This is a genomic window from Streptomyces bathyalis (genome assembly GCF_015910445.1).
Lineage (GTDB): Bacteria > Actinomycetota > Actinomycetes > Streptomycetales > Streptomycetaceae > Streptomyces > Streptomyces bathyalis.
The window spans coordinates 2,787,132-2,807,663 of the sequence record NZ_CP048882.1; the positions used below are offsets into that span (position 1 = coordinate 2,787,132).

General features: G+C 69.6%; 22 protein-coding genes and 3 pseudogenes. 3 read left to right on the top strand and 22 right to left on the bottom strand.

Annotated elements, in window-relative coordinates:
- Window positions 1–90 precede the first annotated feature (90 nt).
- Window positions 91–474 (top strand): annotated as a pseudogene (locus tag G4Z16_RS33250) (GNAT family N-acetyltransferase); the annotation flags it as partial.
- Window positions 475–620: 146 nt separating this feature from the next.
- Here the strand turns inward: G4Z16_RS33250 and G4Z16_RS11930 are convergent.
- From G4Z16_RS11930 to G4Z16_RS11945, 4 genes and pseudogenes are all read right to left on the bottom strand, one after another.
- The gene (locus G4Z16_RS11930) at window positions 621–2,096 is read right to left on the bottom strand and encodes an NAD(P)H-hydrate dehydratase (RefSeq protein ID WP_197350792.1); all 1,476 of its coding nucleotides are present in this window, start codon (window positions 2,094–2,096) and stop codon (window positions 621–623) included.
- Between the two features lie 92 nt (window positions 2,097–2,188).
- On the bottom strand, window positions 2,189–2,557 hold the full coding sequence (locus G4Z16_RS11935; protein ID WP_055485877.1) for a holo-ACP synthase: 369 nt from the start codon (window positions 2,555–2,557) through the stop codon (window positions 2,189–2,191).
- A 71-nt stretch (window positions 2,558–2,628) separates the two neighbouring features.
- A pseudogene (locus G4Z16_RS11940) lies at window positions 2,629–3,345 on the bottom strand (hypothetical protein); the annotation flags it as partial.
- A 44-nt stretch (window positions 3,346–3,389) separates the two neighbouring features.
- Window positions 3,390–3,650, bottom strand: a complete 261-nt coding sequence (locus G4Z16_RS11945; RefSeq protein ID WP_028433889.1) for a hypothetical protein — start codon at window positions 3,648–3,650, stop codon at window positions 3,390–3,392.
- Between the two features lie 168 nt (window positions 3,651–3,818).
- On the opposite strand from G4Z16_RS11945, the gene coaA reads away from it, so the two are divergent.
- Complete coding sequence (coaA, locus tag G4Z16_RS11950; protein ID WP_197350794.1) at window positions 3,819–4,769, top strand: type I pantothenate kinase; 951 nt, start codon at window positions 3,819–3,821, stop codon at window positions 4,767–4,769.
- A gap of 123 nt (window positions 4,770–4,892) precedes the next feature.
- On the opposite strand, the gene glmM is transcribed toward coaA, so the two are convergent.
- From glmM to G4Z16_RS11970, 4 genes are all read right to left on the bottom strand, one after another.
- Window positions 4,893–6,251: a phosphoglucosamine mutase gene (gene glmM, locus G4Z16_RS11955; RefSeq protein WP_197350795.1), complete on the bottom strand. Its 1,359-nt coding sequence runs from the start codon at window positions 6,249–6,251 to the stop codon at window positions 4,893–4,895.
- Between the two features lie 412 nt (window positions 6,252–6,663).
- The gene (gene rpsI, locus G4Z16_RS11960) at window positions 6,664–7,167 is read right to left on the bottom strand and encodes a 30S ribosomal protein S9 (RefSeq protein ID WP_197350796.1); all 504 of its coding nucleotides are present in this window, start codon (window positions 7,165–7,167) and stop codon (window positions 6,664–6,666) included.
- A 42-nt stretch (window positions 7,168–7,209) separates the two neighbouring features.
- Window positions 7,210–7,653, bottom strand: a complete 444-nt coding sequence (rplM, locus tag G4Z16_RS11965) for a 50S ribosomal protein L13 (protein ID WP_028433885.1) — start codon at window positions 7,651–7,653, stop codon at window positions 7,210–7,212.
- A 417-nt stretch (window positions 7,654–8,070) separates the two neighbouring features.
- Entirely contained in the window at window positions 8,071–9,717 is a 1,647-nt protein-coding gene (locus G4Z16_RS11970; RefSeq protein WP_197350797.1) for an ABC-F family ATP-binding cassette domain-containing protein, read from the bottom strand.
- Between the two features lie 53 nt (window positions 9,718–9,770).
- Between G4Z16_RS11970 and G4Z16_RS11975 the strand changes: the two genes are divergently transcribed.
- Entirely contained in the window at window positions 9,771–10,625 is an 855-nt protein-coding gene (locus tag G4Z16_RS11975; RefSeq protein WP_197350798.1) for a hypothetical protein, read from the top strand.
- A gap of 34 nt (window positions 10,626–10,659) precedes the next feature.
- On the opposite strand, the gene truA is transcribed toward G4Z16_RS11975, so the two are convergent.
- The 14 genes and pseudogenes from truA to rpsE all read right to left on the bottom strand — a co-directional run bounded on the left by truA (window position 10,660) and on the right by rpsE (window position 20,496).
- Window positions 10,660–11,559 (bottom strand): tRNA pseudouridine(38-40) synthase TruA, encoded by a 900-nt coding sequence (truA, locus tag G4Z16_RS11980; RefSeq protein WP_197354416.1) that lies wholly within the window; start codon window positions 11,557–11,559, stop codon window positions 10,660–10,662.
- A gap of 333 nt (window positions 11,560–11,892) precedes the next feature.
- Window positions 11,893–12,384, bottom strand: a pseudogene (gene rplQ, locus G4Z16_RS11985) (50S ribosomal protein L17); the annotation flags it as partial.
- Between the two features lie 186 nt (window positions 12,385–12,570).
- Window positions 12,571–13,593, bottom strand: a complete 1,023-nt coding sequence (locus G4Z16_RS11990; RefSeq protein WP_028433881.1) for a DNA-directed RNA polymerase subunit alpha — start codon at window positions 13,591–13,593, stop codon at window positions 12,571–12,573.
- Between the two features lie 150 nt (window positions 13,594–13,743).
- Window positions 13,744–14,370 carry a 30S ribosomal protein S4 gene (gene rpsD, locus G4Z16_RS11995; RefSeq protein ID WP_197350799.1) on the bottom strand — a complete coding sequence of 209 codons (627 nt, stop codon included), beginning with the start codon at window positions 14,368–14,370 and terminating at the stop codon, window positions 13,744–13,746.
- 25 nt (window positions 14,371–14,395) lie between these two features.
- Window positions 14,396–14,800, bottom strand: a complete 405-nt coding sequence (rpsK, locus tag G4Z16_RS12000; RefSeq protein WP_028433270.1) for a 30S ribosomal protein S11 — start codon at window positions 14,798–14,800, stop codon at window positions 14,396–14,398.
- Window positions 14,801–14,867: 67 nt separating this feature from the next.
- A complete protein-coding gene (rpsM, locus tag G4Z16_RS12005) occupies window positions 14,868–15,248 on the bottom strand; it encodes a 30S ribosomal protein S13 (RefSeq protein ID WP_197350800.1) in 381 nt (126 codons plus the stop codon).
- Between the two features lie 232 nt (window positions 15,249–15,480).
- The gene (gene rpmJ / locus G4Z16_RS12010) at window positions 15,481–15,594 is read right to left on the bottom strand and encodes a 50S ribosomal protein L36 (RefSeq protein WP_003956441.1); all 114 of its coding nucleotides are present in this window, start codon (window positions 15,592–15,594) and stop codon (window positions 15,481–15,483) included.
- Between the two features lie 64 nt (window positions 15,595–15,658).
- Complete coding sequence (infA, locus tag G4Z16_RS12015) at window positions 15,659–15,880, bottom strand: translation initiation factor IF-1 (RefSeq protein ID WP_003948620.1); 222 nt, start codon at window positions 15,878–15,880, stop codon at window positions 15,659–15,661.
- Window positions 15,881–16,098: 218 nt separating this feature from the next.
- Window positions 16,099–16,935, bottom strand: coding sequence for a type I methionyl aminopeptidase (gene map, locus G4Z16_RS12020; RefSeq protein WP_197350801.1), 837 nt, complete (start codon window positions 16,933–16,935; stop codon window positions 16,099–16,101).
- 179 nt (window positions 16,936–17,114) lie between these two features.
- Window positions 17,115–17,783: an adenylate kinase gene (locus tag G4Z16_RS12025; RefSeq protein ID WP_197350802.1), complete on the bottom strand. Its 669-nt coding sequence runs from the start codon at window positions 17,781–17,783 to the stop codon at window positions 17,115–17,117.
- Window positions 17,783–19,096 carry a preprotein translocase subunit SecY gene (gene secY / locus G4Z16_RS12030; RefSeq protein WP_028433876.1) on the bottom strand — a complete coding sequence of 438 codons (1,314 nt, stop codon included), beginning with the start codon at window positions 19,094–19,096 and terminating at the stop codon, window positions 17,783–17,785. The genes G4Z16_RS12025 and secY overlap by 1 nt, the downstream gene beginning before the upstream one ends.
- A gap of 158 nt (window positions 19,097–19,254) precedes the next feature.
- On the bottom strand, window positions 19,255–19,710 hold the full coding sequence (rplO, locus tag G4Z16_RS12035) for a 50S ribosomal protein L15 (protein ID WP_197350803.1): 456 nt from the start codon (window positions 19,708–19,710) through the stop codon (window positions 19,255–19,257).
- A gap of 1 nt (window position 19,711) precedes the next feature.
- A complete protein-coding gene (rpmD, locus tag G4Z16_RS12040; RefSeq protein ID WP_197350804.1) occupies window positions 19,712–19,894 on the bottom strand; it encodes a 50S ribosomal protein L30 in 183 nt (60 codons plus the stop codon).
- Window positions 19,894–20,496: a 30S ribosomal protein S5 gene (gene rpsE, locus G4Z16_RS12045; RefSeq protein ID WP_028433263.1), complete on the bottom strand. Its 603-nt coding sequence runs from the start codon at window positions 20,494–20,496 to the stop codon at window positions 19,894–19,896. The genes rpmD and rpsE overlap by 1 nt, the downstream gene beginning before the upstream one ends.
- Window positions 20,497–20,532 lie beyond the last annotated feature (36 nt).

The following is a 20,532-nucleotide window of genomic DNA, read 5'->3' on the forward strand; positions in this document are numbered from 1 at the left end:
CTCCGTACCGTCCCGGTTCCGCGCCGCCCCGCCGCACATGCGGGGGAGAACCGCTTGCTGCTGCCGCAAGGCGCGGCGAGAACTCCAGGCATGCACCGGGCAATCGCTCCGGCGCCGGTCGCCGGCGAGGGCCTCGTCGCCCTGGGGCCGTTCCTGCCTCGACGGGCTCATCAGCCGGTACTACGGGAGCCCCGCGCCCCTGCCCCAGCTACCGCTGGCCGGTGCCGCCAGAGATCGACGAGGAGTACGCCCTCATGCCCGTGCCGGACCTGGCACCACCGGGTGGCGTCTTCCTGGTCGTGCGGGGCGTCACCGACGGCGGGCCCGCCGGGTGCGCGGCTCGCCCCGAAGACGGCAGAGATGACGCAGGTCTGGCCCCGTCCCGGCGCCCGCGGGCACGGCCATGGAGCCCGGCTGCTCACCGCCGCCGAACACGCCGCCGCGGGTCTCGGCGCCACGACCATGCGGCTGGGCACCCGGAGCGACCTGGTGGGGGGCGGCGGCCGTACGAACGTCACGGCGACGCGGAGAGCCCCGGTACCACGACCCTCCCCAGCTACCGCTGGGCGGCTCCCCCAGCGGGGTACTTCTGCGAGAAGCCCCTCGGCTGACAGCACACGTCAGCAGGCCGCCGGCCTGCCGTCGGCCCGGCCGTCCCGGAGCAGGTCGCGCCAGGCGGCCGTCAGCGCGTCCGCGACGTCGGAGGCTCCAGCCGGCCGCGGTGCGAACCGTCCCGCCAGCCCGTGCACGTACGCCCCGGCGGAGGCCGCGTCCAGCGCGTCCAGGCCCCCGGCCAGCAGCGAACCGATCAGCCCCGAGAGCACATCGCCCGTGCCGGCGGTCGCCAGCCAGCCGCTGCCGGTCGGATTGACGCGCACGCCGCCGGGACCGGCGACGACCGTCGTCGACCCCTTCAGCAGCACGGTCGCGCCCGTACGGTCCGCCAGCTCCCGTACGGCCGCGAGTCGGCGCGCCTCGACCTCGCCGCGCTCCCAGCCGAGCAGCGCGGCGGCCTCACCGGCGTGCGGTGTCAGTACGGTCGGCGCCGTGCGGGCGCGCAGCGCCGACTCCTCCGCCAGCCGCAGCCCGTCGGCGTCGATGAGCACCGGCACGTGGGCGGACAGCACGTCCTCCAGCCGCTCCCGGTCCTCCCCCAGACCCGATCCGACGGCCCATGCCTGCACGCGTCCGGCCTTGCTCGGCGGGCCCGCGGACACCAGCGTCTCCGGGTGCCGGGCGATCACGGCGTCGGCGGCGGGTCCCACGTAGCGCACGGCTCCCGCGCCGCCGCGCAGCGCCCCCGACACGGTCAGCACGGCCGCCCCTGGATAGCGCGCCGACCCGGCGACGACGCCGACCACGCCGCGCCGGTACTTGTCGCTCTCGGCCCCCGGGCGGGGCAGCAGCCCGTTCACGTCCGCGTGCTGCAGGGCCTCCGCAGCCGGGCGCCCCTCGAGGAGCGGCCCGAGCCCGATGTCGACCAGGCGCAGCGCCCCTGCGTACTCCCGCGCGGGATCGAGCAGCAGCCCCGGCTTGTACGCGCCGAACGTCACCGTCGCGTCGGCCCGTACGGCGACGCCCGTCACCTCGCCCGTGTCCGCGTCGACACCGCTGGGCAGGTCCACGCTCACCACCGGCGAGCGCACAAGTTCCATCAGCTCGACGGCCGCGGGACGCAGCCCGCCCTTGCCGCCGATCCCGACGATGCCGTCCACGACGAGGTCCGCACCTGCGATGACCGGTTCCACCGGCACGGCGACGCCCTCGACGACGGCTCCCGGCGCGACCAGTACACGCCCCCCGGCCGCGCGCAACGCCGCGAGGCCGCCCTCGTGCACCCGCTCCGGCGACAGCAGTACGGCACTCACCCCGGCTCCGCGACGGGCGAGCCGCGCTCCGGCGAACAGCGCGTCGCCGCCGTTGTCGCCGCTGCCGACGAGGAGCACGACACGGCTGCCGTACGTCCGTCCGAGCATTCCCGTGCACGTCGCCGCGAGCCCGGCCGCGGCGCGCTGCATCAGCACACCGTCGGGGAGGCGCTCCATCAGCGCCCGCTCGGCCGCCCGTACGGTCTCCACGCTGTAAGCAGTCCTCATGCCACCAGTCTGACGGCGCACCAGCGGTGCGGACCACACGGGGACGACGGGCGCTGACCGGGTTCACCGCGGGGGCGGTCACGCCGCGGAGGTCACCCCTCGGCGATCACCACGGCGGACGCGATGCCCGCGTCGTGCGAGAGCGACAGGTGCCATCCCCGCACGCCCAGCGACTCGGCGCGTGCCGCCACGGTTCCCCGTACCCTCAGCGACGGCTGGCCCGAATCGGCCTGGACGACCTCGGCGTCGGTCCAGCTCAGACCGCCCGGCGCACCCAGCGCCTTTGCCAGCGCCTCCTTCGCTGCGAAGCGGGCGGCGAGTGACGCCACGCCTCGCCTGCCACCGCCGGGCAGCCACAACTCCGCGTCCACGAAGAGCCGTTCGGCCAGTGTCGGGGTGCGCTCCAGCGCCTCGCCGAACCGGTCGACGGCGGCCACATCGATGCCGACCCCGACGATCACCTGGTACCCCCGACGGCCTCGTCCTCGGCCGGCTCAACGTGCACGTCCGGCTCGCGTGCGGCTGCCGTGCGCACGTCGTACGGGAGCGGATCCACGGGAACCCCGTTCAGGTCGGTGATCCATGCGCCGTCGGGCCGCACCGTCACCACCCGGCCGTCCCCGACATCGACCGCTTCGCCTGTGTGCGGCGCGAACGCCGCTGCGTGGGACGCCAGGAACGTCTCCCCGTCGCCGATGCCGACCGTGAGCGGCAGCCCGCGGCATCCGCCCGTGATCACCTCGGGTTCGTCGGCGTGGACGGCGACCAGCGCGAAGTTGCCGGTGAGCTGCCGGCAGACCTGGCGCATGGCCTCGGCCGGGTCGCCGCTGGAGGAGTAGTGCTCCGCGAGGAGATGGGCCGCGGCCTCCGTGTCAGTCTCCGAGACCAACACGTGGCCGCGGGCGGCGAGTTCGGCGCGCAGCTGCTCGTGGCCCGCGATGTCGCCGTTCTGGACGACCGCGACGCGTCCCGAATCGTCCATGTGCGGGTGCGCGTTGACGTCCGTGGGCGGTCCGAGCGTGGCGCGGCGGATGTGCCCGATCCCCGTCGTGGCGGCGGGCAGCGGACGCACTCTCAGCTCTTCGCGCACGTCCCCGAACGTCCCCGCCTTCTTCGCCGCGGCAAGTCCGCCGTCGACGAGCAGAGCGACCCCGGCCGAGTCGTAATCGGGACGCTCGAGCAGGCGCAGCCCTTCGAGGAGCACGGCAAGGGCGGAACGCCCTCCCGTGTACGCAACGATTCCGCACATGCGAGCACCCTAGAGCGTGGACGCGGCCGGGCGCCGACGGGCGCTCAGTGGCCCCGTGCGATGCGCTCTATGGCGTCCTCGACCAGCTCCAGGTACTCCGCTTCCTCACACCGCGGCTTGCTGCCCAGGACGTACATGTCGAGGCTCTCCGTCAGATCCTCGGCCAGGTCCTCGTCCGGCAGGTAGTCCAGTGCCAGATCGCCCTGTATGCGGGCCGCGAAGTCCCGGTCCGGATGCGCCTGGGCCAGGGCGGGTCTTCTTCGTATGCGGTGCTTCAGGCTCATGTGGCCGATGCGGAGGGACATGACGGGAAACGTAGCGGCATAAACCCCCGGGCGTACACCGTCTGCACATCCTATTTTCACGGAGGGTTCGTGCCGAGCCCTCCGATGTCCCCGCTCCGCCCTCTCAATCGCTCCCGGGGCAGTTCCGCGCGGCGGCACACCGGTTTCCGGCCATGAATACGGCGCAGAATGGTCCCCGTGCCGACGAAGCCCTACGTGGATCTCTCACGTGCCGAATGGAGCGCGCTGCGCGAACGCACGCCGCTCCCCCTGAACGCGGACGAGGTCGAGGAGTTGCGCGGCCTCGGTGACGTCGTGGACCTCGACGAGGTGCGCGAGGTCTTCCTGCCGCTCTCCCGGCTGCTCAACCTCTACGTGGCCGCCACGCACGGCCTCCGCTCCGCGGTGAACACCTTCCTCGGCGACGCGGACGCGCAGCGCGGCACCCCGTTCGTGATCGGCGTCGCGGGCAGCGTCGCCGTGGGGAAGTCCACGGTCTCCCGGCTGCTGCGCGCGCTGCTCGCCCGGTGGCCCGAGCACCCGCACGTCGAACTCGTCACCACCGACGGATTCCTGCTCCCCACGGCCGAGTTGGAGGAGCGCGGCCTGATGTCGCGCAAGGGCTTCCCCGAGTCCTACGACCGCCGGGCGCTCACCCGCTTCGTCGCCGACGTCAAGGCCGGCAAGCCCGAGGTGTCGGCCCCCGTCTACTCGCACCTCATCTACGACCGGGTCCCCGGGGAGCGGCTGACCGTACGGAGGCCCGACATACTCATCGTCGAGGGGCTGAACGTGCTGCAGCCACCGCTGCCCGACCGCGACGGCCGCCCCCGGCTCGCCCTCTCCGACCACTTCGACTTCTCGGTCTACGTCGACGCCCGCACGAGCGACATCGAGCAGTGGTACCTGACCCGCTTCCGCGCGCTGCGGGAGACGGCCTTCCAGAACCCGCGCTCCTACTTCCACCGCTACACGCAGGTGACGGAGGAAGAGGCACTGGCGTACGCACGCCGGACCTGGCGCACCATCAACGAGGTCAATCTGCGGCAGAACATCGCGCCCACGCGCGGACGAGCGACGCTGCAGCTCCACAAGGGGGCGGACCACAAGGTCGAGCGGCTCTCGCTGCGGAAGCTCTGAGCGGGCCGTCACCGGGGGCGGCCCCTGGCCGACCGCCCGGAGCACCGTGCCGTCCGAGCCGTGTGCGCCCGGCGGTTCCCGTCCCAGGAGGAAGTGCAGCCGACCGCTGCGGGGCCCAGAGGCTCAGCCGAGCGAGCTCTTCACCACGTCGGCCAGCCTGCCCGCGACGGACTCGGCCTGCTCGCTGTCCGCGGCCTCCACCATCACCCGGACGAGCGGCTCGGTACCGGACGAACGCAGCAGCACCCTGCCGGTCGCGCCCAGCTCGCGCTCGGCGTCCGTGATGGCGGCGGCGAGCTCACCGGAGGTCTTCACCCGGCTCCTGTCCACGTCCCGCACGTTGATCAGCACCTGCGGCAGGCGCTCCATGACGCTCGCCAGTTCCGAGAGGGACTTGCCCGTGGAGGCGACGCGGGCGGCGAGCATCAGCCCCGTCAGCGTGCCGTCGCCGGTGGTGGCGTGGTCGAGCGCGATCACGTGCCCCGACTGCTCGCCGCCCAGCGCGTATCCGCCGCGCTTCATCTCCTCCAGCACGTAGCGGTCGCCGACCGCCGTCTGCAGCACCTCGATCCCTTCACGGCCCATCGCGAGCCTGAAGCCGAGGTTGGACATGACCGTGGCCACCACGGTGTCCTTGCGCAGGTGCCCGGAGTCCCGCAGGGCCACGGCGAGGACGGCGAGGATCTGGTCGCCGTCGATCACTTCGCCCTCCGCGTCGACGGCAAGGCAGCGGTCCGCATCGCCGTCGTGCGCGACGCCCAGGTCGGCACCGTGCTCCACGACGGTCGCGCGCAGCCCGTCCAGATGGGTCGAGCCGCAGTTCTCGTTGATGTTGAGCCCGTCCGGATCGGCGCCGATGGTGACCACTTCGGCACCGGCGCGCGCGAACGCCTCCGGGGACACGCGGGAGGCCGCGCCGTTCGCGCCGTCGATGACCACTTTCAGCCCGTCGAGCCGGTTCGGCAGCACGCCGACGAGGTGGGCCACGTAGTTGTCGAAGCCCTCGTCGTAGTCGCGGACGCGTCCGACAGCGGCACCCGTCGGCCGGTCCCAGGGCTGGCCCGTGCCGTGCTCGTGGTACAGCGCCTCGATACGGTCCTCCAGCTCGTCCGCGAGCTTGTGGCCGCCCTGCGCGAAGAACTTGATGCCGTTGTCGGGCATGGGGTTGTGGCTCGCGGAGAGCATCACGCCGAGGTCCGCGCCGAGGGAACCGGTCAGATAGGCGACGGCCGGGGTGGGCAGCACGCCCACGCGCAGCACGTCGACACCGGCACCCGCCAGGCCCGCGACGACGGCGGCCTCCAGGAACTCCCCGGACGCTCGTGGGTCCCGTCCGACCACGGCCACCGGCCGGTGGCCCTCGAACGAGCCCACTTCAGCGAGCACATGCGCCGCCGAGACCGACAGGCCGAGCGCCAGCTCGGCGGTCAGCCCCTCGTTGGCGACACCGCGCACACCGTCCGTTCCGAAGAGTCGTCCCACTTGTGGTTCCTCCGAGTCGAGTCGAGTCGTACCGGGCCGAGGGCGGCTCCCGGCCGGATACGAGCTGTATACGAGCCGCATATGAGCCGAACACGAACCGGACACCACCCGGTCCGTATGGAAGGTCCGAGCCCGGCCCCATCCGTGCAAGGTATCCGCCGCGCCCCGGTCTTCCGCACTCCCCCGCGTCCGGCACGCTCACGCGCCGCCCGCACTCACCAAAGGTGCCCGTCGCCGCGCGTTGTATACCGAGTGCACGCGGGAAGCGTGCCGTCCCGGCCGGCACCTGTGCACCCGCCGTGTGGCCCGCCCCGCGTCCGTCCTCCTGATAGACGAACGCCCCGGGGGCACGGTTTCGTACCCCCGGGGCGGTTCGTATCGCTGCTGTGAACAGCGCAGCCAGTACGGCGCGTCAGCGCTTGCTGTACTGCGTGCCCTTGCGGGCCTTCTTCAGACCGGCCTTCTTGCGCTCGACGGCACGAGCGTCGCGCGTGAGGAAGCCGGCCTTCTTCAGCGGACCGCGGTTGTTGTCCGTGTCCGCCTCGTTCAGCGCACGGGCCACGCCGAGGCGCAGGGCGCCCGCCTGGCCCGAGATGCCGCCACCGTTGATGCGGGCGACGACGTCGTAGCGGTCGTCCAGCTCGAGCACCTTGAAGGGCTCGTTGACTTCCTGCTGGTGCACCTTGTTGGGGAAGTACCCCTCAAGGGTGCGACCGTTGATCTTCCACTTGCCGCTGCCCGGGACGATACGGACGCGGGCGACGGCGTTCTTGCGGCGCCCGGTGCCGGCGGCCGGCTGCGGGTCGCCGAAGCGGGACGCGAGCGACTCGGAGGTGAACTCCTCCGGCGCCTCGGGGGTCTCGGTCGTGTACTCCTCGACGCCCTCTACGGGGGTCTCAGCAGTGGTCTCGGCCACGGTTCTCCTCAACTTCTCTCTGTATCGGGTTGGTGGCCGGACTTACTGCGCGACCTGGCTGATCTCGAACGGCACGGGCTGCTGGGCGCCGTGCGGGTGCTGGTCACCCGCGTAGACCTTCAGCTTCGAGAGCATCTGGCGGCCCAGGGTGTTCTTCGGGAGCATGCCCTTGACGGCCTTCTCCACGGCCTTCTCGGGGTTCTTCTCCAGCAGCTCGTCATAGCGGACGGACCGCAGACCACCCGGGTAACCGGAGTGGCGGTAGGCCATCTTCTGAGTCCGCTTGTTGCCGGACAGGTGCACCTTGTCGGCGTTGATGATGACGACGAAGTCACCGGTGTCGACGTGAGGCGCGTACACCGGCTTGTGCTTGCCCCGGAGAAGGGTGGCGGCCTGGGTGGCCAGACGGCCCAGGACAACGTCCTGCGCGTCGATGACGTGCCACTGGCGCTTTACATCGCCGGGCTTGGGGCTGTACGTACGCACTGTCGTAGCCTTCGCTTCTTCTAGGTGGGGTATCCCCGGGCCCGCAGGACCAGGGGACGGCCTCCCAATGCCCCGGAGGGGCCACGGGAAGAGTCCTGACAAGGCCACCTGGCAGATCACGACAGCCTTGACCGCACTGCGGTGACGCGAGCCGCTTGTGCTGATCGCTGGTCATCGGCCGGTGGGCCGGGTGTAAGGCCCTCCCACGTGAGAATGAGCAAGCCAATACACACAACGAACCGGCAGCTTACCGGGGCGCACCCGTACGGGTCAAAGCGGGCCGTACACGCGCTGTGATCGGCCCCGGCTCCCGTTCCCGGGCTCCGTCAGCCGCCTCGCCGCACTTCCGTTCCGCCCCCACGCCGCGCTTCCGTTCCGCGCCTGCGTCGCCGCCTCGCCCGTGCGTCCGACGGCCGCTCAGCGGGCGCGCTCGACCCTCCCCTCGTCCCATACGGCCTCCGGCGTCTCCCGTACGACACCGTCCGCGCCGAAGACCAGGAACCGGTCGAAGGACCGCGCGAACCAGCGGTCGTGCGTCACGGCCAGCACCGTGCCCTCGTACGCCTCCAGTCCGGCCTGCAGCGCCTCCGCCGACTCCAGGTCGAGGTTGTCGGTGGGCTCGTCCAGCAGCAGCGCCGTCGTGCCCTCCAGTTCCAGCAGCAGGATCTGGAAGCGTGCCTGCTGGCCGCCCGACAGCCGCTCGAAGGTTTGCTCGGCCTGTCCGGTCATCTCGTAGCGGCGCAGCGCGGACATCGCCGCGCCCCTGTCCTTGGCGTGCTCCGTCCACAGGACGTCCAGCAGGGTGCGTCCGGCGAGTTCGGGGTGGGCGTGCGTCTGGGCGAAGTGCCCCGGCACGACACGCGCGCCCAGCTTCCAACTGCCCGTGTGCGCAACCGATCCACCGTCCGGGCCGCCCGCCAGCAGCCGCAGGAAGTGGGACTTGCCCGACCCGTTCGAGCCCAGCACCGCGACCCTGTCCCCGTAGAAGACCTCCAGGCTGAACGGCTTCATCAGCCCGGTCAGCTCCAGCTGTTCGCAGGTCACCGCGCGCACGCCGGTACGGCTGCCGCGCAGCCGCATCGCGATGCGCTGCTCGCGTGGGGGCTCGGGCGGCGGCCCGGCCTCCTCGAACTTCCGCAGGCGCGTCTTCGCCGCCTGGTACCGGGAGGCCATCTCGCTGCTGCGCGCCGCGTACTGCTGAAGGTCCAGCACCAGCCGCTTCAACTGGGCGCGTTTCTCGTCCCATCGGCGGCGCAGCTCCTCGAAGCGTGCGAACCGTTCCCGCCGCGCCTCGTGATAGCTGCCGAACCCCCCGCCGTGCACCCACACTTCGGAACCCGCCGGGCTCGGTTCCACGCTGACGATCTTCTGCGCGGCACGGGCCAGCAGTTCACGGTCGTGGGAGATGAACAGCACCGTCTTGCGGGTCTCCTTGAGGCGTTGCTCCAGCCACCGCTTGCCAGGGACGTCGAGATAGTTGTCGGGCTCGTCCAGGAGCAGCACCTCGTCGGTGCCGCGCAGCAGTGCCTCCAGCACCAGGCGCTTCTGCTCGCCGCCGGAGAGAGTGCTCAGCGTGCGCCACCGCGCCTTCTCAAAGGGCGTACCGAGCGCGGCGGTTGTGCACTTGTCCCACAGCGTCTCGGCCTCGTAGCCCTGCACCTCGGCCCAGTCGGCGAGGGCCTGCGCGTACCGCAGTTGCGTGTCCTCGTCGTCCGAGTCCGCCTCCATGACGGCCAGTTCGGCGGCGTCCACCTCCTCGGCGGCGCGGCGGACCGGGGGCGGTGACACGGACACCAGCAGGTCCCGCACGGTCCGTTCACCGTTCGTCCCCGTGTCCGCGCCGATGAACTGCGGCATGATGCCCAGTCCGCCGCTGGACGTCACCGTGCCGCCGTCCGCCTGCAGTTCGCCCGAGATCAGGCGCAGGAGCGTCGTCTTCCCGGCCCCGTTCGGGCCCACCAGCGCAACGGCGGCACCGTCTCCGACCCGGAACGAGACGTCGGACAGCAACGCCCGCCCGTCAGGGAGGAAGTACTCGAGATGCGCGACTTCGAGATGGCCCATGGGCTCATACTCGCGCTGGCAATCACCCGCAACCAAACGAATATGATGCGCCCATGAGCTTTGGGCAGGGTGGACCCGGCGAGGGTCCGGGCGGTTCTTCCACTCCCGACTGGGCCGCGCTCGCCGACGAGACGGAGCGGGACCGCACGCGCAAGCGCCGCTGGATGATCGCGGGTGCGGGTGCGCTCGCCACGGTCGTCGTGGCCGGCATCGTCGCTGTCGCGGTCATGAACGAGGGGGGTAGCGGCGGCAGCGCTTCCGACAAGCCGTCGGAGACCCTCCCGACCCCCGAGGATCTGCCGTCGAGCACCGCGGGCCAGCCGGACCCGACGTTCAAGGACGAGCCGCCGCCCCCTCCACCGCCCCGGGACTTCATCTCCGACGCCAAGCGCGACAAGGCCCCGCTCACCGTCGGCACGCTCTTCCCGTCCAAGCGCGTCAGCATCAACGGGCGTCCGTACAAGCGCGCTTCGACCGATGCGAGCAAGGGCTGCACCGACGCGGCCCACGCCGGTCTCGGCCCGGTGCTCAGCAAGAACGGCTGCGAGAGCCTCTTCCGGGCCACCTACACGCGCGGCGAGCTCGGCGTCACGGTCGGGATCGCGGTCTTCGACGACGCCAGGACCGCGGCCAAGGTGAAGAAGCAGTACAAGCCGAACCTCGTCGCCCTGAAGGGCGGGGGCGTCCCCGACTTCTGCCGCACGGTCACCTGCCGTACGACTGCCAACTCCTTCGGCCGGTACGCCTACTTCACGATCTCGGGACGCACCAACGGCAAGCCCTCCACCGCCGCCGACACCAAGGCGGAGCAGGCGGGCCGCGACGGTTCCACGTACGCCTACGCCCGGATCCTCAAGCGCGGCAAGGAGCAGGCGGCGGCCGCCGTCGGTGCCTCGCCCGAGGAGTAGCGGACGGCCGAAGAGGCAAGCCGCCGGCGGCCGTTCAGCAGCAGCTCGCAGCTGCGGCCGCGCCTCCCCCGGCTGCCGCCGGGGAGGTGCCCCCAGCAGGCAGTGAACGCCTGGTGCGCGCCGCGAGGTTGCGCGCCGCCAGCTCCTCGTCCGGTGGATAGCCGACCTCTTCCAGGGTCAGCCCGTGCGGCCGCACGACGTGGACCGCGGAGTCCCGTACCTGCCCGGCCAGCACCTCCCCCGGCCACTTCGGGGGCCTGTGCCCGTCACCGACGAAGAGCATCGCTCCCACCAGCGAGCGCACCATGTTGTGGCAGAAGGCGTCTGCCTTGACCGTCGCCTCCAGCACGCCGTCGTCGTGCCGTTCCCAGTGCAGCTGCTGCAGCGTGCGGATGGTGGTCGCGCCGTCGCGCCGCTTGCAGTACGCGGCGAAGTCGTGCTCTCCGAGCAGATGCCCGGCAGCGGCGTTCATCGCGTCGACGTCGAGCGGCCAGTTGTGCCAGAGCACGTGCGAGCGCAGCAGCGGGTCGACGCCGCCGGGATGGTCGCTCACCCGGTACGTGTAGCGCCGCCAGATCGCGGAGAAGCGGGCGTTGAAGTGCGGCGGCGCCGCTGACACCCGCCACACGCGCACATCCATCGGCAGTCGCCCGGCGAGGCGCCGCAGCAACTGCCCGCTGTGCTCGGCCCATACCTCCTCAGGCAGGTCGACGTGTGCGACCTGACCCCGCGCGTGCACACCGGCGTCCGTACGGCCGGCGACGGTCAGATCCACCGGCACGGCCTCGTCCTGCTGCCCGAGGCGCAGCACCACGCGGATCGCGTCCTCCAGCTCCTGCTGCACGGTCCGCCGGCTCCGCTGCCGGGCCCAGCCGGAGAAGTCCTTGCCGTCGTAGCTCAGGTCGAGCCGCACCCGTACCTTGCCGGGCTCCACCGCGTCCGTCCCGTACGTCCCATCCGTCACGCAGCCGATCCTCCCGTTCCTCTCCCGATGAAGAACGAACAGGCCCGCTCCCCGAAGGGAACGGGCCCGCTCAGAGCTCCACGAGTGTCAGGCGTCCTTCGACTCCCCGGCCGCGGACTCGCCGCCCTCGGCCTCGGACTTGGCATCGGTCTTGGCCGTTGCCTCGGACTCCTTCTTCGCGGTGGCCTTCTTGGCGGCGGTCTTCTTGGCAGGTGCCTTCTTGGCCGGAGCCTTCTTGGCAGCTGCCTTCTTCTCGCCGTCAGCGGCCTCGTCGTCCTCGGCCTTCTTGGCAGGCGCCTTCTTGGCTGTGGCCTTCTTCTCGCCGGCAGCCGCCTCGTCGCCCTCGGCCTTCTTCGCCGGTGCCTTCTTGGCCGGGGCCTCCTTCGCCGTCCGCTTGGTCGCGGCCTCGGCCTCGCCGACAGCCTGCTGCTGCACGGTGAGGGCCTCCACCAGCTCGATCACGGCCATGGGCGCGTTGTCGCCACGGCGGTTACCGATCTTGGTGATGCGGGTGTAGCCACCCGGCCGGTTCTCGTAGCGGGGACCGATCTCGGTGAAGAGGGTGTGGACCACGCTCTTGTCCGCCACCGTGCGCATGACCTGGCGACGGTTGTGCAGGTCGCCCTTCTTCGCCTTGGTGATCAGACGCTCCGCGACGGGACGCAGCCGACGTGCCCGCGCCTCCGTGGTGGTGATGCGCCCGTACTCGAAAAGGTTCGTGGCGAGGTTCGCCAGCATCGCCTTCTGGTGCGCGGCGCTGCCGCCCATGCGGGCACCCTTGGTGGGCTTCGGCATCGTGCTTCTCCTTCTGTGTTCCTGCACCGGCCGTATCAGGTACCAGTGACAGTTCCGGCCGTATCAGGTACCGGGATGTGGTTCCCCCAGGCCCGCCAGGGCGAGAGGGAGCCCGGCCGGGCGGATTCCCGGCCGGGGCAACGGGGCCGCGGTGGGACCCCGTGGATCAGAACCGCTCGGCGAGGCTCAGTACTGCTCGGTCTCGACGAAGCCGGCGTCCGTGTCGTCCTCGGCGCCGAAGGCGTCCGCGGCGGCCGTCGGGTCGAATCCGGGCGGGCTGTCCTTCAGGGCGAGGCCCATTCCGGCGAGCTTCGCCTTCACCTCGTCGATCGACTTCGCGCCGAAGTTGCGGATGTCGAGCAGGTCCGCCTCGGAACGCGCCACGAGCTCACCCACGGAGTGGATGCCCTCGCGCTTGAGGCAGTTGTAGGAGCGGACCGTGAGCTCCAGCTCCTCGATCGGCAGCGCCAGATCGGCGGCGAGCGCGGCGTCCGTCGGGGACGGACCCATGTCGATGCCCTCGGCGTCGACGTTCAGCTCGCGGGCCAGGCCGAAGAGCTCGACCAGAGTCTTGCCGGCCGAGGCCATGGCGTCGCGCGGCCGCATGGCCTGCTTGGTCTCGACGTCGACGATCAGCTTGTCGAAGTCGGTGCGCTGCTCGACACGGGTCGCCTCGACCTTGTACGTGACCTTGAGCACCGGCGAGTAGATGGAGTCGACCGGGATGCGCCCGATCTCCTGGCCCATCTGCTTGTTCTGCACGGCGGAGACGTAGCCGCGGCCGCGCTCGACCGTCAGCTCCATCTCCAGCTTGCCCTTGCCGTTGAGCGTGGCCAGGACCAGGTCGGGGTTGTGCACCTCGACACCGGCCGGCGGGGCGATGTCCGCCGCGGTGACCAGGCCGGGGCCCTGCTTGCGCAGGTACATCACGACCGGCTCGTCGTGCTCCGAGGAGACGACCAGGGACTTGATGTTGAGGATGAGGTCGGTGACGTCCTCCTTGACGCCCGGCACGGTCGTGAACTCGTGCAGAACACCGTCGATCCGGATGCTGGTGACAGCAGCGCCGGGGATCGAGGAGAGGAGCGTGCGACGCAGGGAGTTACCGAGGGTGTATCCGAAACCCGGCTCCAGCGGCTCGATAACGAACCGTGAGCGGAATTCGTCGACGACCTCTTCGGTCAGGGACGGGCGCTGAGCGATCAGCATGTGGTGATGCCTCCAGTCTTCGGCAACCGCTATTTGATGCCGTACTGACAGGGTACGGGCGGCACGGCACATCCGAGTGCCGTACCACCCACCCCACTTGAACAGCTGCCCCGAACAGAGTTCGGGATCAGCAGCCGGACCGCACTCGAATCACTTCGAGTACAGCTCGACGATCAACTGCTCCTGCACCTGGGTGTCGATCACCTGGCGCTCGGGCAGCGAATGGACGAGGATCCGCAACTTCGACGGGATGGACTCCAGCCAGGCCGGAACCGTCTTCTCGCCGGCCTCCGCAGCCGCCACCTGGAAAGGCGTCAGGCTACGGGAGGACTCGCGGACCTCGACGATGTCACTCACGGACACGCGGGCCGACGGGATGTCGGTCTTGCGCCCGTTGACAGTGATGTGCCCGTGCCGGACCAGCTGACGGGCATGGTCGCGGGACTTGGCGAAGCCTGCCCGGTAGACCACGTTGTCCAGACGGGTCTCGAGGATCCGCAGCAGGTTGTCGCCGGTCTTGCCCTGCAGGCGGTTGGCCTCGTTGTAGTACCCGCGGAACTGCTTCTCCAGGACGCCGTAGATACGCGCTGCCTTCTGCTTCTCGCGCTTCTGCAGCAGGTACTCGGAGTCCTTGGTGCGCCCGCGACCGTGCTCACCCGGGGGGTAAGGACGGATCTCGATCGGGCACTTCGCGCTCTCGCACTTAGCTCCCTTGAGGAAGAGCTTCTGCTTCTCCCGACGGCAACGCTTGCAGTCGGCCCCGGTGTAACGCGCCATGTCTCAGTTCTCCTGTTTCAGCTGGTCAGACTCGGCGGCGCTTCGGCGGGCGGCAGCCGTTGTGCGGGGTCGGGGTGACGTCCTGGATGGAGCCGACCTCGAGGCCCGTGGCCTGGAGGGAACGGATCGCGGTCTCACGACCGGAGCCGGGGCCCTTCACGAAGACGTCGACCTTGCGCATGCCGTGCTCCTGAGCGCGGCGGGCCGCGTTCTCGGCGGCCATCTGCGCGGCGAACGGCGTCGACTTCCGGGAACCCTTGAAGCCGACGTGGCCGGCGGAGGCCCAGGAGATCACGTTGCCGGTCGGGTCGGTGATCGAAACGATGGTGTTGTTGAACGTGCTCTTGATGTGCGCGTGTCCGGCGGGGACGTTCTTCTTGTCCTTGCGGCGCACCTTCTTGGCGCCGGCCGTACGGCCCTTCGGAGGCATATGGATTTACTCCTGTGGAGGTCGTCGGTCCTGCAACACGGACCGCTTGCAGCGTGTCCGGTGCGGACTACTTCTTGCCCGGCTTCTTCTTGCCGGCGATCGCGCGACGCGGGCCCTTGCGGGTGCGGGCGTTGGTCTTGGTGCGCTGGCCGTGGACGGGGAGGCCGCGGCGGTGCCGCAGTCCCTCGTAGCAGCCGATCTCGACCTTGCGGCGGATGTCGGCCTGGATCTCACGGCGGAGGTCACCCTCGACCTGGAGATTGTTGTCCACGTATTCGCGGATCTTGACGAGGTCCTCCTCGGCCAGATCCCGCACGCGGGTGTCGGGGTTGACGCCGGTCTCACCCAGAGTCCGCTGGGCAAGGGTTCGACCGATGCCGAAGACGTAGGTGAGGGCGACCTCGACGCGCTTCTCGCGCGGGAGGTCGACGCCTGCGAGGCGTGCCATTCCTTGGGCTCCTGATTGCTTTGCGGAGGTCTGCCGCAGCGCCGTCCCCTGCTGTGTGCCGTACGGACCGTGCCGTACACACACCCGTGAGCAGGGTCCCCGGCCTCCGACCGAGGGTGTCGTCCCCACCGACAAGAATGACCAGGCGGGGGGTCGGGCGTCTGCGTATGTACTTTTCACTTGCGTCGCGCGAAGAGTGCGATCTGTGCGAAGGTTCGCGGTCCTGTTTGCGTCAGCCCTGGCGCTGCTTGTGGCGCAGGTTGTCGCAGATGACCATGACCCGGCCGTGACGGCGGATCACCTTGCACTTGTCGCAGATCTTCTTGACGCTCGGCTTGACCTTCATGGATGAGGTTCTCCGGGTCAGGCCGCCGCCCCACGGACATGGGACAACGGCTCGATCTGTCGAGCTACTTGTAGCGGTAGACGATCCGCCCGCGGGTCAGGTCGTACGGAGAGAGCTCCACCACGACCCGGTCGTCGGGAAGGATACGGATGTAGTGCATCCGCATCTTGCCGCTGATGTGCGCGAGAACCTGGTGCCCGTTCTGAAGCTCCACCTTGAACATCGCATTCGGCAGAGATTCGACGACCGTGCCCTCGATCTCGATGGCCCCTTGTTTTTTGGCCATGCTCTAGCGCTTCACCTTCCGGGATCGGCTACCTGGGGTGATCCCGGGCATAGAAATACCCCGGGACCGACGAGCCAGTCTACGGTACGCGTCCCGCAAAGACGAATTCGGGTAGTCTCCCCGGCTATCAAGATCGTTATGCTCGCGCGGACGAAGTCGGCACGAGCACGCCGCCTTGCGAGAGCGGCCGAACGCCGGGACTGAGCGCAGTGTGGGCGTCAGGCGAGCGGATCGGGTGCGGCGGTGATCCCCAGCTCGGCGAGCTTCGCCTTGCCGCCGTCCGGCGCGGTCAGCACGAGCGGCCCCTCCTCGGTGAGGGCCACCGAGTGCTCCCAGTGGCTCGACCAGGTGCCGTCGTTCGTCTTGACCGTCCAGTCGTCCGAGAGCACGTGCGTCTTGGGGGTGCCCAGCGTCACCATCGGCTCGATGGCCAGGCACAGTCCCGGCACCAGCTTCGGCCCGCGGCCACGGCGGCGGTCGACGTAGTTCAGCAGGTGGGGGTCCATGTGCATCTGGGATCCGATGCCGTGCCCGCCGTAGTCCTCGACGATGCCGTACGAGCCGGAGGCCGGACGCGGCTGGCGCCGGATGTAGCCCTCGATCGACCGGGAGACGTCCACGAGCCGGTTGCCCTTGCGCACGGCGGCGATGCCCGCCCACATGGACTCCTCGGTGACGCGGCTCAGCTCATGCAGCTCGACCGGGTGCCCTTCGCCCACGAAGACGGTGATCGCGGCGTCGCCGTGCCAGCCGTCGATGATCGCGCCGGCGTCGATGGACAGGAGATCGCCGTCCTTCAGGACGGTCTGCCTGTCGGGGATGCCGTGCACGACGATCTCGTTCACGGACGTGCAGATGTTGCCGGGGAAGCCGCCGTATCCAAGGAAATTGGGCTTGGCGCCGTGGTCGGCGAGGACCTTCGCGGCGACCTCGTCCAGGTCCTTCGTGCTGGCGCCGGGCACCGCGGCCGCACTGCAGGCCTGGTGCATCGCCGCAACGACCAGGCCCGCCTCGCGCATCTTCGCGATCTGCTCCGGGGTCTTGATCTCCACCATGCGGCGGTGCCTTCCTCGACGGGTACTCAAAGGGATGACCACGGCCGGCGCACCGGGCCGTGGGTAGTGCTGCGGGAGGTCGGCACCCCCGCTTCACTCAGTGTGCCGTACAAGCCTGCGGCCGCGGACCCTGCCGGGTACCGCGACCGCATACGAAGCCCGTTCCGAACCGCTCTTCGTCAGTCGGCGACCGAATCCCTCGCGGTCTCGAGAGCCCGCATGGAACGCTCGGTCACCTCACTGACCTCGCCCAGCGCCGAGATGGTGGTCACGAGGTCCTGACGCTTGTAATGGTCGATGATCGGTTCGGTCTCGCTGTGGTAGACCGCCAGCCGCTTGCGGACGGTCTCCTCACGGTCGTCGTCACGCTGGTACAGCTCGCCGCCGCACACGTCGCACACACCGTCCCGCTTCGGGGCGCTGTACTCCGCGTGGAAGACGTGGCTGCTGTCGCTCCGGCAGATGCGACGGCCCGCGATCCGCTTGACGACCTCCTCCTCGGGGACCTCCAGGTCCAGTACGGCGTCGAGCCGCTGGCCCCTCTCCTCCAGGACCCCGTCCAGCGCCTCGGCCTGCGCGATGTTGCGGGGGAAGCCGTCGAGCAGGAAGCCGTTCGCGGCGTCCGGCTCGTCCATCCTGTCCTTCGCCATGCCGATCGTGACCTCGTCGGGCACGAGCTGACCCGCCCGCATGTACTCCTGCGCCTGCTGCCCGAGCGGAGTGCCCTGGCTGATGTTCGCGCGGAAGATGTCACCCGTGGAGATGTGCGGAATCGACAGGTTCTTGGACAGGAGCGCGGCCTGCGTTCCCTTACCCGCGCCCGGCGGTCCGACGAGGACGATACGCATCAGCGGAGGAACCCTTCGTAATTGCGCTGCTGAAGCTGGCTCTCGATCTGCTTCACGGTCTCGAGCCCGACGCCCACGATGATCAGAATGCTCGTCCCGCCGAACGGGAAGTTCTGCTGAGCACCGAACGCGATCAGCGCGACGGTCGGCACCAGAGCGATCAACCCGAGGTACATCGCACCCGGCCATGTGATGCGGTTCAGCACATAGCTCAGGTACTCCGCAGTGGGCCGACCTGCCCGGATGCCCGGGATGAAGCCACCATACTTCTTCATGTTGTCGGCAACTTCTTCGGGGTTGAAGGAGATCGCCACGTAGAAGAACGCGAAGAAGACGATCAGCACGAAGTACGTGACGATGTAAATCGGGTGGTCACCCTTCACGAAGTGCGCCTGGATCCACTGCGCCCAGCCGGCCTGAGAGCCGCTGAACTGAACGATGAGCGCAGGAATGTAGAGCAGCGACGACGCGAAGATGACGGGAATCACACCGGCCTGATTGACCTTCAGCGGAATGTAGGTCGACGTACCGCCGTAACTGCGGCGCCCGATCATCCGCTTCGCGTACTGCACAGGAACGCGGCGCTGCGCCTGCTCCACCAGAACCACCAGCGCGACCATGGCGAGGCCGCTGATGATCACCGCACCGAACTCGATCCAGCCGTCTGCGAGCTTGCCCTGCTTCTTGATGGCCCACAGCGCGCCGGGGAAGCCGGCGGCGATCGAGATGAACATCAGGATGGACATGCCGTTGCCGATGCCGCGGTCGGTGATGAGCTCACCGAGCCACATGATCAGCGCGCTGCCGGCAGTCATGCAGATCACCATCGTGACGGTGGTGAAGATCGACTGGTCCGGGATGATCTGGTCACGGACCTGGCACTGCGGGAAGAGGGTGCCACTGCGGGCGGTGGCCACAAGGCCGGTCGCCTGCAGGATCGAGAGCGCGACCGTGAGATAACGCGTGTACTGCGTGATCTTGGCCTGGCCGGCCTGGCCCTCCTTCTTCAGAGCCTCGAGCCGCGGAATGACCACGACCAGCAGCTGAAGAATGATGCTCGCTGTGATGTACGGCATGATGCCGAGCGCCAAAACGGTCAACTGCAGCAGTGCGCCACCGCTGAACATATTGACCAGCCCGAAGAGGCCCTGACTCCCCTTGGCCTCGTTCATGCACTGGTTGACATTCTCAAAGCTGACACCCGGCACCGGAACGTGCTGCCCCAACCGGAAGAGCACCACGATGCCGAGCGTGAACAACAGCTTCTTTCGCAGGTCGGGCGTCTGGAACGCCCGGGCGAACGCGGTGAGCACGGTGCCTCCTGCGCCCCCCGCGTCTCGCGCGAGAGGTGACGGTCTTGGGGTCGACAGATACCAACAGTGCCCGCCACCTTACCGGCGACGGTGCCCGCCGTGGAACGACGGACCGGGGACGCCCCGTTGGGACGTCCCCGGCCAGTCAGTCAACGAACTCAGCCGAGCTCGGTGACGGTGCCGCCGGCAGCGGTGATCTTCTCCTTGGCGGAGCCGGAGACCTTGTTGACGGTCACCGTCAGAGCCACGGAGATCTCGCCGGTGCCGAGCACCTTGACGAGCTCGTTCTTGCGAACGGCGCCCTTGGCGACCAGATCGGCCACCGTGACCTCGCCCCCCTTGGGGTACAGCTCGGCCAGCTTGTCCAGGTTCACGACCTGGAACTGCTTGTGGGCAGGGTTACGGAAGCCCCTGAGCTTGGGCAGCCGCATGTGCAGCGGCATCTGCCCGCCCTCGAAGTTCTCCGGAACCTGGTAACGGGCCTTGGTGCCCTTGGTGCCACGTCCGGCGGTCTTGCCCTTGGACGCCTCACCACGACCCACGCGGGTCTTCGCGGTCTTGGCGCCCGGAGCCGGCCGGAGGTTGTGGACCTTCAGCGGGTTGCTCTCCGCCATCTCAGTCGACCTCCTCGACCGTGACGAGGTGCCGCACGGTCTGCACCATGCCGCGCACCTCAGGACGGTCCTCGCGTACGGACACGTCGCGGACCCTCTTCAGTCCGAGCGTCCGCAGGGTGTCCCGGTGGTTCTGCTTCGTACCGATGACAGAACGCGTCTGCGTGATCTTCAGGCGAGCCATTACGCACTCACCCCGGCACGTGCCCGCAGCAGAGCGGCGGGCGCCACGTCCTCGAGCGGCAGGCCACGGCGGGCGGCGATCTCCTCGGGGCGCTGAAGGCCCTGCAGAGCCGCACGCGTGGCGTGCACGATGTTGATCGGGTTGGCGGAGCCGAGCGACTTGCTGAGCACGTCGTGGATGCCCGCGCACTCCAGCACGGCACGCACCGGGCCACCGGCGATCACACCGGTACCGGGCGAAGCCGGCTTGAGCAGCACGACACCCGCGGCTTCCTCACCCTGGATCGGGTGGGGGATGGTGCCCTGGATGCGGGGGACCTTGAAGAAGTGCTTCTTGGCCTCCTCCACACCCTTGGCGATGGCGGCCGGCACCTCCTTGGCCTTGCCGTATCCGACACCCACGGTGCCGTCACCGTCGCCCACCACGACGAGCGCGGTGAAGCTGAAGCGACGTCCACCCTTGACTACCTTGGCCACGCGGTTGATCGCGACAACGCGCTCAACGTACGCGGTCTTCTCGGCGGCGGCGCCGCCATCCCGGCCCTTGCGGTCCCGACGCTCGCCGCCACCGGCGCCGCCACCGCGGCGCTGGGGTCCAGCCATTGGAATTACCTCTCTCGTTTACGTCCGCTGCGCAGG